The organism is Pseudoxanthomonas sp. 22568 (assembly GCF_052044485.1).
Lineage (GTDB): Bacteria > Pseudomonadota > Gammaproteobacteria > Xanthomonadales > Xanthomonadaceae > Pseudoxanthomonas_A > Pseudoxanthomonas_A beigongshangi.
In genome coordinates this window covers 187,687-203,502 of sequence record NZ_JBQENC010000001.1, presented here as the reverse complement: position 1 = coordinate 203,502, position 15,816 = coordinate 187,687, and the positions used below count along the sequence as shown (strand labels likewise).

15 protein-coding genes are annotated in these 15,816 nt (G+C 59.5%); 3 read left to right on the top strand and 12 right to left on the bottom strand.

The genetic code is table 11. The annotated features are described in order from the left end of the window. Nucleotides 1–29 precede the first annotated feature (29 nt). Nucleotides 30–947: a hypothetical protein gene (locus ACTJI2_RS01075; protein WP_440840786.1), complete on the bottom strand. Its 918-nt coding sequence runs from the start codon at nt 945–947 to the stop codon at nt 30–32. Nucleotides 948–1,516: 569 nt separating this feature from the next. Beyond that, nucleotides 1,517–1,696, bottom strand: a complete 180-nt coding sequence (locus ACTJI2_RS01070) for a hypothetical protein (RefSeq protein ID WP_318287377.1) — start codon at nt 1,694–1,696, stop codon at nt 1,517–1,519. Nucleotides 1,697–2,119: 423 nt separating this feature from the next. Here ACTJI2_RS01070 and ACTJI2_RS01065 point away from each other — a divergent pair, with 423 nt between their 5' ends. The 3 genes from ACTJI2_RS01065 (at nt 2,120) to ACTJI2_RS01055 (ending at nt 4,976) form a co-directional block, all read left to right on the top strand. Next, nucleotides 2,120–3,853, top strand: coding sequence for a hypothetical protein (locus ACTJI2_RS01065; protein ID WP_440840785.1), 1,734 nt, complete (start codon nt 2,120–2,122; stop codon nt 3,851–3,853). Nucleotides 3,854–3,882: 29 nt separating this feature from the next. Continuing rightward, a complete protein-coding gene (locus ACTJI2_RS01060; protein ID WP_318287379.1) occupies nt 3,883–4,611 on the top strand; it encodes a hypothetical protein in 729 nt (242 codons plus the stop codon). A gap of 95 nt (nt 4,612–4,706) precedes the next feature. Next, nucleotides 4,707–4,976, top strand: a complete 270-nt coding sequence (locus ACTJI2_RS01055) for a hypothetical protein (RefSeq protein WP_440840784.1) — start codon at nt 4,707–4,709, stop codon at nt 4,974–4,976. 135 nt (nt 4,977–5,111) lie between these two features. Here ACTJI2_RS01055 and ACTJI2_RS01050 read toward each other — a convergent pair whose 3' ends face one another. The 10 genes from ACTJI2_RS01050 to ACTJI2_RS01005 all read right to left on the bottom strand — a co-directional run bounded on the left by ACTJI2_RS01050 (nt 5,112) and on the right by ACTJI2_RS01005 (nt 15,630). After that, on the bottom strand, nt 5,112–5,546 hold the full coding sequence (locus ACTJI2_RS01050; protein WP_440840783.1) for a hypothetical protein: 435 nt from the start codon (nt 5,544–5,546) through the stop codon (nt 5,112–5,114). A gap of 579 nt (nt 5,547–6,125) precedes the next feature. Then, the gene (locus ACTJI2_RS01045) at nt 6,126–6,806 is read right to left on the bottom strand and encodes an RHS repeat-associated core domain-containing protein (protein ID WP_440840782.1); all 681 of its coding nucleotides are present in this window, start codon (nt 6,804–6,806) and stop codon (nt 6,126–6,128) included. 350 nt (nt 6,807–7,156) lie between these two features. Next, the gene (locus tag ACTJI2_RS01040) at nt 7,157–7,813 is read right to left on the bottom strand and encodes a hypothetical protein (protein WP_440840781.1); all 657 of its coding nucleotides are present in this window, start codon (nt 7,811–7,813) and stop codon (nt 7,157–7,159) included. 110 nt (nt 7,814–7,923) lie between these two features. Further along, entirely contained in the window at nt 7,924–8,184 is a 261-nt protein-coding gene (locus ACTJI2_RS01035; protein WP_141456316.1) for an XAC0095 family protein, read from the bottom strand. A 288-nt stretch (nt 8,185–8,472) separates the two neighbouring features. Then, entirely contained in the window at nt 8,473–10,986 is a 2,514-nt protein-coding gene (locus ACTJI2_RS01030) for a hypothetical protein (protein WP_440840780.1), read from the bottom strand. 33 nt (nt 10,987–11,019) lie between these two features. Next, nucleotides 11,020–11,379, bottom strand: coding sequence for a PilZ domain-containing protein (locus tag ACTJI2_RS01025; protein WP_141456310.1), 360 nt, complete (start codon nt 11,377–11,379; stop codon nt 11,020–11,022). A gap of 25 nt (nt 11,380–11,404) precedes the next feature. Then, complete coding sequence (locus ACTJI2_RS01020) at nt 11,405–12,367, bottom strand: DNA polymerase III subunit delta' (protein ID WP_141456309.1); 963 nt, start codon at nt 12,365–12,367, stop codon at nt 11,405–11,407. 18 nt (nt 12,368–12,385) lie between these two features. Beyond that, on the bottom strand, nt 12,386–13,042 hold the full coding sequence (tmk, locus tag ACTJI2_RS01015; RefSeq protein WP_440840778.1) for a dTMP kinase: 657 nt from the start codon (nt 13,040–13,042) through the stop codon (nt 12,386–12,388). Continuing rightward, nucleotides 13,039–14,106 carry an endolytic transglycosylase MltG gene (gene mltG / locus ACTJI2_RS01010; protein WP_328805195.1) on the bottom strand — a complete coding sequence of 356 codons (1,068 nt, stop codon included), beginning with the start codon at nt 14,104–14,106 and terminating at the stop codon, nt 13,039–13,041. The genes tmk and mltG overlap by 4 nt, the downstream gene beginning before the upstream one ends. Nucleotides 14,107–14,265: 159 nt before the next feature. Next, nucleotides 14,266–15,630: an aminodeoxychorismate synthase component I gene (locus tag ACTJI2_RS01005; protein WP_440840777.1), complete on the bottom strand. Its 1,365-nt coding sequence runs from the start codon at nt 15,628–15,630 to the stop codon at nt 14,266–14,268. Nucleotides 15,631–15,816 lie beyond the last annotated feature (186 nt).

Genomic DNA, 15,816 nt, shown 5'->3' with positions numbered 1-15,816 from the left:
TCCAACCGCCACCGCACGACGCGATTGAACTAGCGACGCGGCGCCTGGCTTGATTTCCCCAACGTATTCAGAGGATGGAAGGCGCCAGGGGAGTACTTCACCAGAGGGCTGGGTGGTAACAGTCGATCCTCGCAGCCAAGCGAACTCCAGAGCGCATCCAGCGGATGCTGGCCGCCGGTGTACGCCGTCTGCCAAGACCGTCGCCCGAACCGGGATTCAATTCGCTTCATCGCGAAGTAGCCCGCCACGTACTTCCAGTCGACCTCTGTCCAGCGCGGGTAGCCTTTCCGGAACTGGAGGTATTTGGCATCGTCGAACCCAAGGGTTGTGGACATGTAGAACTCCGCCGGCCACTCGATGTAGCTCCCCCAGACGACATACCGTCTTTCTCCTGAAGAAAGCGATAGAAACAGCCCCTTCAACTCATTGCACGGAAGCCTCCCCTCATGACCCGACAACGCATTTGCGATGAGCCTGAAGAAGCGTGTGGTGTTTTCCGTTGAAAGCCCCTCCATGTCCAAGGAGATGCTTTCCACTGCATCCAGACGCATGTTCGATTGGGTGGAAAGCTGGACCAACGCATGAAAGGCTTCATGGACGGTAATTGCGGTCATCTGCTCGCTGTCTGATACATACCCGTCAGGCATTACGACATGGACGGATCCGCAGCCTTCAAACATGTAGATGCGATCCCTGTTGCTCACGGAGTAGACGCTTCCGTCCTCACAGGTGATCTGCGCGTCACCATCCAGAAACCACACGATCGCCTTGCTTCCCCCATTCCCCAACCATGCGTGGCGATCCAGGTCAACCTCAACCCTGTTCCCATGCACGACAGGCTTACCCCCATTGCAGTTATTGCCCAGCAGTACGAGCAACATCAGAAGTACCGCAGCGCGCAAGGCGCGCTGCGGGCGGGTTTCACTTCCGGGCAGGAAATGAAACACGGTCAAACATCAGGCAAGTTCTTCGGTGGAATCCACCCTGACTGATACGCCACTGAAGTCCGCCGCCCCGGTAAGGGCGCCACAAGTGGTTGCTATCGTGACGGACTGGGAAACACCGGTTCCACTACCACCCGCCCCGAGATTCGCCGACGTTCCCATCGTGATGGTGACCGCGGTACTTGCCGGCAGATTGTTGCTTCTGCATATGTTCCGGGCCGCGGACACGCTATCCGTCCCTCCGGCAACAAGAGACACTTCGTCAATCATCAATTCCCGCATGACAGCTCTCCTTTCATGGATTTCATGTAGGCCCTGGATCGAGGGCCATCTCAGCTACTTTCGCGAAGGAAGGCCGGTTACCGTCGCCATCTTGTCGTCGGGACGACGGCTCGACCGCGGACAGATGAGCATGCGTAGAGCATCCCGCCCATAGGAAGAGTCCGAGATTCTGGCGACATGCGTGTACTTTGGCTCAGAGGAACGTGGCCAACCGACCCGATGCGTCCCTCAAGCCCGTTATGGAGCGGACTGACCGGCCCACGCGTTGGCGCGGCCAGTCCGGGGGTGCGTTAGCGCTGTTTGCCGTCCAGGAAGATGTGGTGGGCGGTGTTGAGGATGCGGCGCAGATGGCGGGCGTGGTCGTAGAGGAGTTCGGTGACCGGGAGGACGTGGACGGGGATGCGGATGGTGTCGTCCTGGGCGCTGCGGGGGGCGATGAGGACGGCGGCCAGTTGGAACTGTTCGGCCATGCGCCGGAGCTGGCGTTGGCTGTTCTTGGCGGTCAGGTAGCCGCGCCCGACCTACTTAGCACCGTCGTGCCTCAACGCGGTGATATGCAAGTGTCCTTGTGACGGGTGTACGCTCTGTCCATAGGATTGATTCCGGCAGGAGACCCAGATCGCAAAAATCAAGCGTCAAGGATGATAGTTTCCATACTGCCGCGAGCGGACCTGTTCATGTGATTTTTGGTTGGGGACAAACCCTGCAAAGACCATGGGCTGGGAGTGACCATCGGGAGCAAAGAGGTGACGCAGGACTCGAACGAGACTTCCGAGCCCCGACAACAGCCCGTGGCAATAGAGCATGCCGCTCAACCTTTCTCTCGTTTCAATACTCGGCTCATTAAAGAAACAAGAACACGTCGGGCGCATAACACACTACAGGAGTAGCGAATGAAGAATTGGATAGTTCTGCTTGCAGCAATACTTACACCCCCCGCGGCCAACGCTCAAAGCATTACCACGGACTTCACCGAACGATTCATTCGCCAGCGCAGCATCATCGAAGCGCTGGGAACGAATCCCTTTGGAGAGAAGATAGGCCTATATGTGGGAAATATCGAATTCGTCCAAACGGACATAGATCTCCCTGGAAACAACTCTTTATCTGTTTCGCTCGGGAGAAGATTTGTTCCATATACCGGATACGGAAGCGATGATTCCTTCCGGGATTGGGCGCTCGATATTCCTCATATCCATGGAATATTTTCCACGAAGTACGGATGGACAGTTTCTTACGGTGGACCATCCACGGAACGCTGCAGCAAGTACTTCACTCCAATGGATGGAGATGTATCGGACGGATCCTTATCCAAAAGCGAAACCTTTTGGAATGGAACACATGTGTATCTGCCAGGGTCCGGCGATCAGGAGATACTCAGGAGGGGGCTTTCGACCCCCTATCCATCTGGCGAGGGTAATTATCCGCTCACAACGGCAGATGGATCCGTCTTTCGATGCACGAGCTCCCTGGCCAACGGCTCTGAAGGCAGCGGAGAAGGTTTTGTGATGGCCAGGCCGGATGGAACCACGATCCGGTTTGACCATATGGTATCGAGATATGCCCTCGCTCAAGAGAACTCCAATGGAGGCGTCCTGTCGCTAAAGGAATACCGAATGCTACCGACGATAGTCAGTGATCGCTTCGGAAATACCGTCACCTATACCTGGTCAGGCCCGCGCTTGGTGAGCATAGTCGCCAGTGATGGGAGGCGGATTGACACCATCGGCCACCCTATCACCAGTGCCACGGATGGCATGAGAACGTGGACGTATGAGTATGCCAATGACAGTTCTCATGGTGGCCGTACGATTTTGAATAGGGTTATTTTGCCGGATGCTTCTGCCTGGAAGTTTTCCCTTGGCAGCTTCTATTTTGCAAACCCGCCTGTCTATACAGGAATTAATTGCGACGAGGACGGGCCAGGACTTGGCTTGAGTGGCGCGAGTGTCGGGACGATTGTTCATCCGAGTGGCCTCGCAGGTGAATTTACTATTGCCGCCACCGCTCACGGAAGATCCTGGGTCCCGATGAATTGCAGGGACACGTATCCAGGACCATCCCATCCGCTCGGTGGTTACGCATATCAACCGAGAATATTCGGCAATTGGTCCATCACAAAGAGGAAGCTGACTGGACCTGGATTGCCCACACAGGGGCAGGTTTGGACATACGCATATGGCCCGACAAATCACTGCTGGTCCTGGGCCGAACCATGGGGAACTCGAGTTTGCAACTCTAACTCTCCATCGACAAAGACTGTCGATGTCACGGCACCTGACGGTGCTGTTACGCGATACACCTTTGGCAATCGATTCGAAGAGAACGAAGGCAAACTATTGCGGACCGATGAGGGCTGGAATGGAAGCGGTGCTCTGCGTACTGTCGTGAACACTTATGCAATGCCCGATGCCGGACCATATCCAGATTATATTGGTTACAGCGTGCAACCACGAGGCGACGGCTCCATGAGCACTCGCCATACGCCTTTAAGAGCAACCGCCATCACACAGCAGCAGCGCGTGTTTACCTGGCAAGTGGCGAATGATTGCACCGGAATTCCGTTTTGCTTTGATACGTATGCTCGGCCAACAAAAGTACTAAAGGTCAGTGCACCGGCGCCATAGTCACGAAAGCAACGAAGGAGAAGCCTGTCATGAGACGACTTGCGCCCCTCGCGGGACTGCTTCCACTCCTGTTCGCAGCAGGACATGCCAACGCCCGCTTCTTGTCCGTGGATCCGGTTCAGGCCAATCCACAAAACGGCCAGAACTTCAACCGCTATCACTATGGCAACAACAACCCCTACAGATTCACCGATCCAGATGGGCGGCGGGCAACGGTGAGGGACGGCCAGATACTCATCCAGCCAGAGAATGCAAACGTACCTGCGATTCCCATACCAAACAACGTCGGAGCATCTGGTGTTGGGCCAGACAAGATATTCTTCCACGACTACCTGGTTTCGACACCATCCAGCTCAAACAACCCAACTGCCGTTGGTCAGGCTTTTGCGAATAACCCAACGCCAGGCGTTGGCGATAGCGCATCCCCACAAGGGACATTGAACAATGTTGGCCACATACCTATGCAATTGGATTTTGGCGTGAATATGGTGAGATCGTTTACCGTCGCCTCTCCAGACCCGAGCAGGTTCACGGATATCACCGTCAACTACACCGTCAAAGGAGCCCACGTCCTGGAAGAGGGATTCGTGATGCAGTTCGGTCAAATCCTCCCATCCGGGCAGATTAGCAACATCACCTACGGAGAGGGCAACGCTTTCATACAGGGCAACTGGAATAAGGCACTGTGGGGTCCAACATTACGTCAAACCTGGGAACAAAACCATAAAGAGGTCAATGAGGCGGTGAAAGGAAAATGACCGCATCGGGCCGATCCACTACCTTATGGATAGCATTCGCCATCCTGGCGATCGTGGCACTAGTCGCCAGTTGGTTTGTTTTCGAAGTCAGATACATGTGGTTCGTTGACGTCGAGAACTTCCGATTTCTTCGCGTCGGATTTCTTGTCGGCATTGGGCTGATCATTGTCAGCTGGGCAGCGTATCCCTCGCGCCTGTTCGTGGCAGCGACAGGTACTTCACTTTTCCTGTTCCCGCCCATCCTGCGAAGCAGCCAGTACGTCCCGGTCGATGGCGCCTTCCTTGTCTGGATATGTGGGGCGGTAGCACTCCTGCTTGCAGCCACGGAACTCGATATCAGGGCGAGGCGTTTGGCTCGGTCCTGAGCGGTCTCGCATCTCTCCAACCAGGATACGCAGCCTTTCCAATGATTGGGCGGACCGCCACCGCCGCCGCGTTGGCGCAGCCAGTCCACGGCTGCTTCAGCGATTTGCCGTCGAGGGAGATGCGGCGGGCGGTGCTTAGGATTTCGTGCAGTAGTACGGATGAACCGAGAAGGCGAGCGAGTGCCCGGCATCAGAGGCGATAGCCGCGGGATCGCCGAACGCTGCATAAGGCAAGGTGCCGTGTACTTCCTGACCGGGTTCCAGACGTACTTCACTGCATCCGCCGGGGCAGTACGCGCTACCGGTGGGCAGCAAGGCTTTCTCTCCGCTGGACGTAGTCAGCACGGCACCGTCAAATCCAGACGGCAGGCCATCCTTGTCCGGCCAGGCTTCCTTCGATAAGCAAAGTGCCGCCACCGCCCGGGACGTCCAGGTAATGTCGAACCGACCTTGCGCCGTGTTATCGACAATGGTCAGGTCATAGTCGGACGGTGAAGCCCAACGGATGGGAACCGAAGTCGCGCAAGCCGTAATGGCCGCCAACGCCAGCATGGCAAGATACCGGTTCACTGTGCATGATCCTTCAAATGAGCCGGGGTGATCAGGCGCTGCAGACCAGGCAACGTCATAGCGCTAAGCCATCCCTCATCTACGAGCCAGGTTCAATGAAAACCTCTATCCCTGCCCCGATGCGAAGCGCGTACCCACCACTCCAGAAAGTCGATGGAACGTCGTCCACCAACCATATGTTGGTCACGGGCAATGCCAATCGCATGGCCTCCGCCGTCGTACTTGGTAGGTACTCGGCATGCAATTCCCAGCAAACCTCTTCGTTCGGGCCGTTCGTCAGCAAACTTCCGGAATAAGCAGATTTCGCCGCTCTCAAAACCAGCCTTTCCCCGCCGCGGCAAGGAAGACTGGACTTTTTGACATGAATGGTCATGGTCCCTTCGGGACCACTTACCACCATGTCGGCCATCTCTTTTTGCGTATCGATTACGGAATTCGTTCTGACTACATGTCTGGATGCCGGGTCCAGCTCAAGACATATCGCGGGACCGCAGTAATTCGGCGAATGGGCTGGCGTCGTTGCTCTTCCGCCCACAGGAAGCAAACCCACACCGATCACGATGGACAGCAGAATTGTCCTCATTTTTCCGTTACCTTCTTGGTAGTCCTATTCGCCTTGGCTTCGTCCAACTGGGAATCCTTGAGTGTTCTCCCGCTCCTCCCGGCCATTACGTTGGTCCGGTAAAACCCAGGCTTTGGTGCAGTTGTTCTGTTCCCATTCGCATCCCTTGGCCCTTCGATGTAGGCGTCATCGATACCAGCAAAATGAAGCACCTCATGGGTAGCAACTTTAACAAGGTCCTGAATTTCCGAGTTTACATGCCCCCGGTTCCCACCCAGCCTGTTGACGCACCCAGCGTCAGGACAGCCACCATTCCCCGGGCTCAGGTTCAACTGATTTACGCCTCGTCCGCGAGAGCCCACCATCTGCACGTCGATCTTTACGTCTGAACGAGGGAAGGAGAGGCTCTCGACTGAACTCTCGATCTCCGAGGCCAATGGAGCGGTCGCCCCTTCCCCCGTCATTAGAACCTTGATGACAAGTGTACTGGTTCCATCCTTATGCGTTATCCACGTTGCATCCCTGCCGTCGGGATCCGTGAATTTGTACGGATTATTGTTCGCATACCAGTAGCGATTGAAATTTTGTCCCGGACGCTGATTTGCCTGAACAGGGTCAACCGAGAGAAATCGTGCGGACGCATCCGGCGCGACCCCACCCAGTACGGCTGCCAACAGCCCCACCAACACCGTCCTCATCAATACTCCCTTTTTCCCGCTTGCTCGATGAGCTTTCCCCTTAGGACCTAAACACATGTCTGTTGATTCGGTAAATTTCCCATGGCTCATCCTGGGCGCGTCACTCGTTTAATCATCGGGTTCCGTCGAAGCATCCGCGGGCGCTCGACCAAGCGCTGGATGGCTGAAAAATCTCGTAATCGCCAGACATTCAACACTCTGACGCCAACGAAAATCGTCGAGAGCCGTGTCGCTGTCCATCGGAAGATTCCGATTCCTACACGGGGCCAATCGAACTCCGAAAGAACCGCTTGCACCGTCGTCTTGACGGCCAGTCCGAGGCTGCCAGCAACGTCTATCGGATCAAGCGATCATTCCTGCAACGCTTTCAGCGCGTTGCGTACCCGCTCCGTCGCGCGGTCCCGCTTCTGCCCTTCCGGGCTGCGGGTCGCCTGGCGCAGTGCGTCCACCAGGTCAACCAGCTTGCCGCTGCGACTGTTTTCTTCTGGCGACCAGGTTTCTCCACAGCGGCCCGATGCGGTGAAAAACACGTAGTTCACGCCGTCCAGCCCATAGGCAGGCGTCGCGCGGGCATTCTCCACATCCTCTGACAGGGTCATGACCACTTCGGACATCAGGTCAGGAGGCAGTGCGACCTTGCGCGGCGGTTGCTTCGACGGTGCTGGCCAGCCGGTGCCACGCTCCCGGGGAAACCTTGGCAAGGCCATGAACCGAACCTCATTTCCAGAGATCGCGATCAGATCCGGCGGGTCGAACGACGGATAGATGGCAACGATGAAATCAACCGGTGCTCCCACCCTGTGCCGAAAATCATCAAGCGCATTGCCCATGCCCCTGCATGGCCAAAGGCTATTCGCATACTTGGCCTCCCACTTGGCTTGCCGATGTTTCTCGTACGTGGCACGTCCGGCGTTGTAGACCAGGAAAAGCGCCAACACCAATGCGCCGATGCCAGCCAGGGTCAGGATGTGTTTCCAGCGAAGTGTTCCGCGACGTTCCGTGTCCATGGGATGCCGGCACTGGGGATTGGCGAGACTCTAGCCAAGCCCTGCTCATGGAGCAATCGTCGGAGCGGACTGACCGGCCCACGCGTTGGCGCGGCCAGTCCGGGGGTGCTTTAGCGCTGTTTGCCGTCCAGGAAGATGTGGTGGGCGGTGTTGAGGATGCGGCGCAGGTGGCGGGCGTGGTCGTAGAGGAGTTCGGTGACCGGGAGGACGTGGACGGGGATGCGGATGGTGTCGTCCTGGGCGCTGCGGGGGGCGATGAGGACGGCGGCCAGTTGGAACTGTTCGGCCATGCGCCGGAGCTGGCGTTGGCTGTCCTCGGTGATCAGGTAGCCGCGATCGGGCCTGGGGGTGGCGGGCTTCTTTCCGTTCATGCAAACACTCCTTCTGCTCTCCACGCACGGGATGTGCGTGGTTGTCGGGAGGTTAGAAGCCGCGTACAGAACGGTGGGCGTATTCCCCTGGCGGGTGTTGTATTAGCCACCCTCCCGACGCAGAGCTTTGCGTCGGTCCGTATTGTGACACGCAATACGGAAAAGCCACCGCGTTTCGGTGGTGGCTTGCCGCTGTACTGGAGCTTCTAAACTCCGAGGAAGGAGTCTGCTACAGGGTGTGGTTGGAGTCGACTAACATTGAAACAAGTTAGCCTGAATGTGAAAATTTCATCCCCTGACATTTCGGCCTTTTTCTTCTAGAAATTTCAACCTAGAAATAAGCCGCTCCGTTTCGATCCATGCTCGGCCACTTCTCGGCTGGCTGGTCAAAGACTGTTTGAGGTAATCAATTCGCTTCCTGGCTAAATTCAGGAGCGCTGGCTTTGCCTTTAGGTACGCCCATGCAAGTTGTATTGCACAGCGATCCCTATCGATGCCCAACCTGTCAGCCCGAGCGATAGAAACCTCACATTGCCGGTAGAGACCAAGTCGCGACTCAATAATCCCACGCGTCAACCAAACCTCGCCCTCATCAGGTAGCAGCTCGGTTGCCCGCTGCGCTTTTAGCAACGCCGCTTCATAGTCACGTATATCGTGGAACAAAAAGTAGGCAAACCTATCAAATAACCAACCATTGTCTTGATCGGTAACAACGGCCTGCTGATACAGCCTAAGCGCCTCAGGAAGGTCTCCTTCCCTTCTTGCTTGGTATGCCGCCTTCGCTGCAGGCACTCTAAAAGCTGACGCAATTCGGTCACCAGTTATCGTCTGAATAGCACGCATGTACTTTGCGTACTGATATCTTACCGAGCTGATTTCATCTGCGGACGGACTTTGACGACCATCAATTTCGACAAACTTTCCTTTAGAGAACTCTAGGAAACTGGACGAGAAGCTGACCTCGAATCCACCGCCGCTTCGCACGACCGACGCGATACCACTCGACTCCTCAAGGGCTTCCTCCGCACTCTGCAATGAAACAGCGGCGGCCTCAGCACAAAGAGCGAGTGATTTAGCATCATGAACATCCGCCACGTTGACGAGCAACAGGAGCAATCTTTTTATGCTCTTTGAATAGCGAGCCCACGCATCGGCAAATAGAAAGTCCCCCAAATCCTGACGCAACATCGAAGTGACACGCGCCTTCGCCTGCGATACTCCGCCTGTAGCTTTATCCGACAACGCTTGGCAAAACGCTTCAAGAACTATTGGCCTACATTCGAGATCGTTAACAAGAGTAAGAAGATCTTTATCCTCGACCTTTCCGAAAAATTTTATACCCAGCTTCAACGCACGCTGCTTGATGAACGAAACAGCCTCCAGCGGCTTTAGCGCCGCAACAGGTATCGGAGCAGCCTCCATCACCTCACGACGTCTAGAAGTAACTATCACTCGACCGACCCGGCGACCAATTTCCTTTATCTCTCGACCGAGATCTTCAACATCCTTATCCGTCGTTATTAGTGTTTCAGAGTTGTCAATGACAATGAGGTGATCGCCGCGACCAAGGCTAAGCTCATTTCGCATTACCTGCTGCATAAACATAGCGGCCTTGGCAACGTCCATTTTGTAGAAATCACTTTCCGGATATTTTCCGACAAGGAGAACATACAGGTTCGCCAACAGCCCCAACAGGTAGGGCTGCCCAGACTTAATAAGTTCTAGTCCATTCAGTCCCCATTGCCATTTCTTTGCCGTATAAAACGTGACTAACTTTGGCTTCCAGCTAGCCGAAATATCCGGATCTTCTTCGAGCACTCTATGTATGAACTCGAGAACAAGAGTTGTCTTCCCAACCCCACCGTCTCCGAATATCAAACAAACCCTAGAATCTTCATCGTCAAACCAGTCGGCGAGCATGGTCTGCTCGTGCGTTCTCCCCGCGAAAGAATCCGTCGTCCTTTCCGGAAAATAAAAATATGGGGACCACGAATTATTCCAGATCTCGAGTTTAGGAACAGATGATTCTGTTACCTTCATGAATGCGTTATCCGCTTCAAATCTTGCTGACTTCTTCAGCCCTTTGGCATCGTGATACTGCACTTCAACGCGAAGTCTGTTTCGCGGCGCGCTCGATATCTTTCTTATTAGCAACGGAAATCCAGAAATCAACCTTAGGAACTTAAGACGAATCGTCATTCCTTCCGGCCCTATCTCAAGATCCGTATCTGTCACCGCGCGCGGCATATACGCTTCAAGAACTTCGACGACGACCTTGAGGCAATCTATCTCCGCCTCACGGTTATATCCACCGACCAACCCATGTCCTTCCGCGCCATCATTACGAAGACGAACGAGACCTCGCAGTAAGCCAGACACAGTCAAGTCGCCTTCGGGGCAGATTTCTCTGCAAGGCCTACCATCTGCTACTGGTGCAAAGAGATCTCTTGACACTCCCAGCCAGCCCAACTTTTCGCAGATAATTACTATTGATTCAAGTGAATCAATAAGAGTTCCATCTGTAGGCTCCAAAATTGATTTGTAGCTTTCAGCCGGAAACACCACCGCGTCACTACTTGGTCGAGAGCAGGCCCACTCGAAAAGCCCATACACTGCCTGCTGTAAAATGAGACGTACACTAGAAACCAAGTGAAGCCTGAGATCCCCTTCACTGGCGATACCCTCGGTTCTAGTTACAATCGCTTTTAACTTTGCTAGCACGACGGCGTCCTTTTTGTCTGGCACAACAGTTTCCCAGCCCGATACTGACCGTACCTGGCGACTCTCTTTTTTTTGCCCCATCGCTCCTCCCTAAGCGAATACCCGCTTCCCTTACTACATCGTATGCGTCGGCTTGTCCGCGTTCAGCGTGCCGGCCAGGATGGTCTCGATGCGGTTCTTGATGGCTTCGCCATCGCTGTTGTCGGGGAATTGCACGCCGATGCCGGCGGTGCGGGCGCCCTGGGCGCCGGCGGGGGTCACCCACACCACTTTGCCGGCGACGGGCAGGCGTTCGGTGGATTCGGGGAGGGTGAGCAGGAGGAAGACTTCGTCGCCCAGGAAGTAGCGCTTGGGCGTGGGGACGAAGATGCCGCCGCCCTTCATGAAGGGCATGTAGGCGTTGTAGAGGGCGGCCTTGTCCTTGACGGCGAGCGACAGGATGCCCTGGCGACCGGTGGCGGCGGGTGTGTTCATCGGTGTCCCCTTGCTCCTTGTGACGTCAGCCGCGTGCGGCGCGGGTGGGGCGCGGTTCGCCCATCTGTCGCGTCCACAGCAGCAGCAGTTCGGCCACCGCCAGATCCCCCCGGACGGTGGTACGCAGCAAATCCCTTGTCCGGTTGGCGGCGTCGAACCACGCGGCCAGCTTGGTCAATCGGGCGGTGTCGGTCAAGCCGGCGTCGCTGGCGCGGGCCAGGGCCAGATCGGCGGCGTGGCGCAGGCGGGCGTCGGCCAGCTCGTCGTTGGCCCACTTCTGCGCGGTTTCCACCACGCCCAGCTGGCCGCGGGCGAGCTTGTCCAGGTCGCTGGCGACCTGCTTGCGCAGGGCCAGGCCGTCCTCGCGCAGCCACTGGTCGGCCAGGCCGGGATGGCCGCGGGCGGCGTCCAGGGCTTCCTGCGCGGCGGCGGCGGTGTGGCCCTGCCCTTGCAGCCACTCCAGTGCCTCGGCGCGCGGCGGCAGGCGGAATTCCAGCCGCTGGCAGCGGCTGCGGATGGTGGCCGGCAGGCGCGCGGGTTGGGCGCTGAGCAGCCACAGGTAGCGGCCGGGCGCGGGTTCTTCCAGGGTCTTGAGCAGGGCGTTGCAGGCCGAGCGGTTGATGGCGTCGGCCGGGTCGATGAGGGCGACCTGGGCGCTGCCGTATTGCGGGGTGAGCGCGAGCTTCTGCGAGAGGTCGCGAATCTGGTCGATGACAATCTCGGTGCGCAGCTTGGTGCCATCCTTGGTCAAGCCAAAGGACACCACCTGCAAATCCGGATGGGTGCCAGCGGCCATCAGCGCGGCGGCGCGTTGGGCCTGCGCGGCATTGCCACCGGACAACACATGCAAGGCCAGCCGTTCGGCGACGGCGCGCTTGCCCAGTCCGGCCGGTCCGCAGATGAGCAGGCCGTGGCCCATGCGGCCACCGTCCAGGGCGGCGACGGCGTGGTCGTAGGCGCGTTGCTGCCAGGGCGAGAACTCGGTCATTCCGGGGTCACTTCCACATCATTCCAGGGTTTCGAGGGTTTCCAGCCATTGCCAGAGGGCGTCGCGCACGGCGGCGCCGACCTGGGCCGGGGTCTGGCTGGCGTCGATCAGGCGGAAGCGCTGCGGTTCCTCGACGGCGCGCTGGCGGAAGCCCTGGCGCACGCGTTCGAAGAAGTCGTCCTGTTCGCTTTCGATGCGATCGGGCCAGAGATCGCGGCCGGCGGCGCGGGCGCGGCCTTCGCGCACGTCCAGATCCAGCAGCAGGGTCAGGCCGGGCTTGATGCCGACGGCCTGGCGTTCCAGTTCGGCAATCCAGCGCGCGTCCAGGCCGCGGCCGGCGCCCTGGTAGGCGTAGCTGGAATCGGTGAAGCGATCGCTGACGACGAAGGCGCCGCGTTGCAGCGCCGGGCGGATGACCTGGCGCACGTGCTGGGCGCGGGCGGCGAACACCAGCAGCAGTTCGGTATCGGCGTGCAGCGGTTCGTCACGCGGGTTGAGGACGAGTTCGCGGATGCGCTCGGCCAGCGGGGTGCCGCCGGGTTCGCGGGTGAGCACGACTTCGTGGCCGCGCGCCTGCAACAGATCGCGCAGGGCGGTGATGGCGCTGGTCTTGCCGGCGCCCTCGCCGCCTTCCAGGCTGATGAAGTGCGGGTGGCTGAGGACAGACTGGGTCATGGTTGCGCCGCCTTGTCGAGGGTCTCCCGGCGGGTGACGAGGTAACGGGCGACGGCGGCGTTGTGCTGGTCCAGCGAGGCGGAGAACACGTGCTTGCCGCTGCCATCGCCGACGGCGACGAAGTACAGCGCGTCGCCGGCTTCGGGCTTGACCGCCGCGCGCAGGGCGTCCACGCCGGGCATGGCGATGGGCGTGGGCGGCAGGCCGGCGCGGGTGTAGGTGTTGTAGGGCGTGTCGGCCAGCAGGTCGCGCTTGCGGATGTTGCCGTCGTAGCCGCTGCCCAGGCCATAGATGACGGTGGGATCGGTCTGCAGGCGCATGCCGATTTTCAGGCGGCGGGCGAACACGCCGGCGATGGCCGGGCGCTCGGAGGCGATGCCGGTTTCCTTTTCGACGATGGAGGCCAGGATGAGCGCTTCCTCCGGCGAGGCCAGCGGCGCCTGCGGGTCGCGTTCGGCCCAGGCGCTGGCGAGCGCCTTGTCCATGGCGTCATAGGCGCGCTTGAGTACGTCGAGGTCGGTTTCGCGGCGGGTGTAGACGTAGGTCTCGGGCAGGAAGCGGCCTTCGGGGTGCTGGCCGGCGTGGCCGAGCGCCTTCATCAGCGCGGCGTCGTCGAGCTGGGCGGTTTCCTGCTTGAGCGGGGTGGCGGCTTTCAGCGCGTTGCGCAGTTGGCGGATGTTCCAGCCTTCCACGATGGTGAAGCGGTATTGCACGGTCTTGCCGTCGCGCATGCGGGTAAGCAGGTCGCGCGGGGTGGTGCCGGGTTGCAGAGCGTATTCGCCGACCTTGAGCTTGCCGGCGGCGTCGAGTTCGCGGGCGAGCAGTTGCCATTCGATGTTCTGGCCGTCGGTCACGCCCTGGTCGCGCAGCTTGCGCAGGACGGTGCCGAAGGCGTCGCCGCTGGCGACTTCGATGACCTGATCGCCCTTGAGGCCGGTGAGCGGTTCATCGGCGAAGCCGTGGTAGCGCTGGTACAGCCAGGCGCCGCCGGCGGCCGCGGCCAGCAGCAGCAGAATCAGGACGATGACGATGTTGCGGCAGCCGCTTTTGCAACCTGAAGCCACGTAGGTCTCGGAGTGGGACGGAAGCTGGGGAGGATAACCGCTCGGTGTTAAGGGGGCGATGGGTTGACAGGTGGGGGTGGGGGCGTGGGGAAAAGCGTGCCCCCATCCGCCCTTCGGGCACCTTCCCCGGCTGGCGGGGGAAGGGACTTTCGTTTGGGATCAGGTTTCGAGGGCTTTGAGGACGCCGCGGGCCTTGGCGCGGGTTTCGTCGAGTTCGCGGTCGGGGATGGAGTCGGCGACGATGCCGGCGCCGGTGCGGAAGCGGACTTCGGTGCCACCGGCGCGCGGGAGGACTTCGGCGCTGCGGATGAGGATGTTGAGGTCCAGGTCGCCGTCGCGGTTGAGCCAGCCGAAGGCGCCGGTGTAGGCGCCGCGGGCGACCTGTTCGAGTTCGGCGATGATCTGCATGCAGCGCACCTTGGGGCAGCCGGTGATGGTGCCGCCGGGAAAGGTGGCGCGGATGACCTGGCCGGGCGTGGCGTCGGGTTTTAGGTGGCCGCGCACGTTGCTGACGATGTGGTGGACGTGGGCGTAGCTTTCGACCGTCATCAGTTCGTCGACCTGCACGCTGCCGGGCAGGCAGACGCGGCCCAGGTCGTTGCGTTCCAGATCGATGAGCATGACGTGTTCGGCGCGTTCCTTGGGATGGCCGACGAGTTCGCGGATGCGGGCGGCGTCATCGTCGCCGGGAAAGCGCGGGCGGGTGCCAGCGATGGGGCGGGTTTCGACCACGTCGCCGCGCACGGAGACGAGGCGTTCGGGCGAGGAGCTGACCACGGCCCAGCCCTGCCCTGCGAACAGGCCGGCGAACGGCGCGGGATTGGCGGTGCGCAGGCGCGCGTACAGCGTTGAAGGTTCCAGGGTGTCGTCGAACCACGCCTTCCAGGCGCGCGAGAGGTTGACCTGGAAGACGTCGCCGGCGGCGAGGTAGTCGAGGATGCGGACGACGCCGTCGGTGAAGCGTTCGGGGGCGTCCTCGTCGATGCGCAGCGGCGGATGCCAGGCGGGCAATGCCGGTGCGGGTGACGCGAGGTCGGCGGCGATGCGTTCGAGCAATGCGGCGTGGCCCTGTTCGGCGATCGCCACGCAGTCGCCGGTGCCGCGATCACGCAGGATCGCGGCGGGGCAACGCAGGGCGACGGCGATGGGCATGCGCGCGTCGTCATCGCGCGGGGGCAGTTGCAGGACGGGTTCGACTTCGCCGGCCAGTTCGTAGGCCAGCAGCAAGGCCCAGCCACCACGGAACGGCCAGCGCGGTTCCTCGCGATCGATGCGCGCGGCTTGCCAGTGGGCGTCGAGGGTGTCGAGGAAATTGGCGTCCTGCGGCGCGCCATGCAAGTCGCGCACGCGGCCGTCGTGATGCAGGGTGAAGCCCTCGCCTTCGGCGGCCATCAGCAACAGGTCCCAGCGTCCCTGCACGGTGCCGGAGGCGACCGATTCCAGCAGCACCGGATAGCGCGCTGGATCGCGCCGGTGCAGGGCCAGCAGATCGGTGTCGGGGAACAGCGCGCGGGTTTCGATCATCGTCTTGCGGGGGCGCGGGGAAGCAATGCGCATTGTGCCGGATGTGGTGGGGGTTCTGGCATTGCGGGGTTGCCCCCATCCGCCCTTCGGGCACCTTCCCCCGCAAGCGGGGGAAGGGTGATGTATCAATTTTCCCGCGAGCTCAAACGAAAGTCCCTTCCCCCGCAACGCGGGGGAAGGTGCCCG

Bases quoted from the DNA above. Each gene is read 5' to 3' on its own strand.
- ACTJI2_RS01070 (WP_318287377.1), bottom strand. From the start codon at position 1,696: ATGGCCGAACAGTTCCAACTGGCCGCCGTCCTCATCGCCCCCCGCAGC.
- ACTJI2_RS01065 (WP_440840785.1), top strand. From the start codon at position 2,120: ATGAAGAATTGGATAGTTCTGCTTGCAGCAATACTTACACCCCCCGCG.
- ACTJI2_RS01060 (WP_318287379.1), top strand. From the start codon at position 3,883: ATGAGACGACTTGCGCCCCTCGCGGGACTGCTTCCACTCCTGTTCGCA.
- ACTJI2_RS01055 (WP_440840784.1), top strand. From the start codon at position 4,707: ATGTGGTTCGTTGACGTCGAGAACTTCCGATTTCTTCGCGTCGGATTT.
- ACTJI2_RS01045 (WP_440840782.1), bottom strand. From the start codon at position 6,806: ATGAGGACGGTGTTGGTGGGGCTGTTGGCAGCCGTACTGGGTGGGGTC.
- ACTJI2_RS01040 (WP_440840781.1), bottom strand. From the start codon at position 7,813: ATGGACACGGAACGTCGCGGAACACTTCGCTGGAAACACATCCTGACC.
- ACTJI2_RS01035 (WP_141456316.1), bottom strand. From the start codon at position 8,184: ATGAACGGAAAGAAGCCCGCCACCCCCAGGCCCGATCGCGGCTACCTG.
- ACTJI2_RS01030 (WP_440840780.1), bottom strand. From the start codon at position 10,986: ATGGGGCAAAAAAAAGAGAGTCGCCAGGTACGGTCAGTATCGGGCTGG.
- ACTJI2_RS01025 (WP_141456310.1), bottom strand. From the start codon at position 11,379: ATGAACACACCCGCCGCCACCGGTCGCCAGGGCATCCTGTCGCTCGCC.
- ACTJI2_RS01020 (WP_141456309.1), bottom strand. From the start codon at position 12,367: ATGACCGAGTTCTCGCCCTGGCAGCAACGCGCCTACGACCACGCCGTC.
- tmk (WP_440840778.1), bottom strand. From the start codon at position 13,042: ATGACCCAGTCTGTCCTCAGCCACCCGCACTTCATCAGCCTGGAAGGC.
- ACTJI2_RS01005 (WP_440840777.1), bottom strand. From the start codon at position 15,630: ATGATCGAAACCCGCGCGCTGTTCCCCGACACCGATCTGCTGGCCCTG.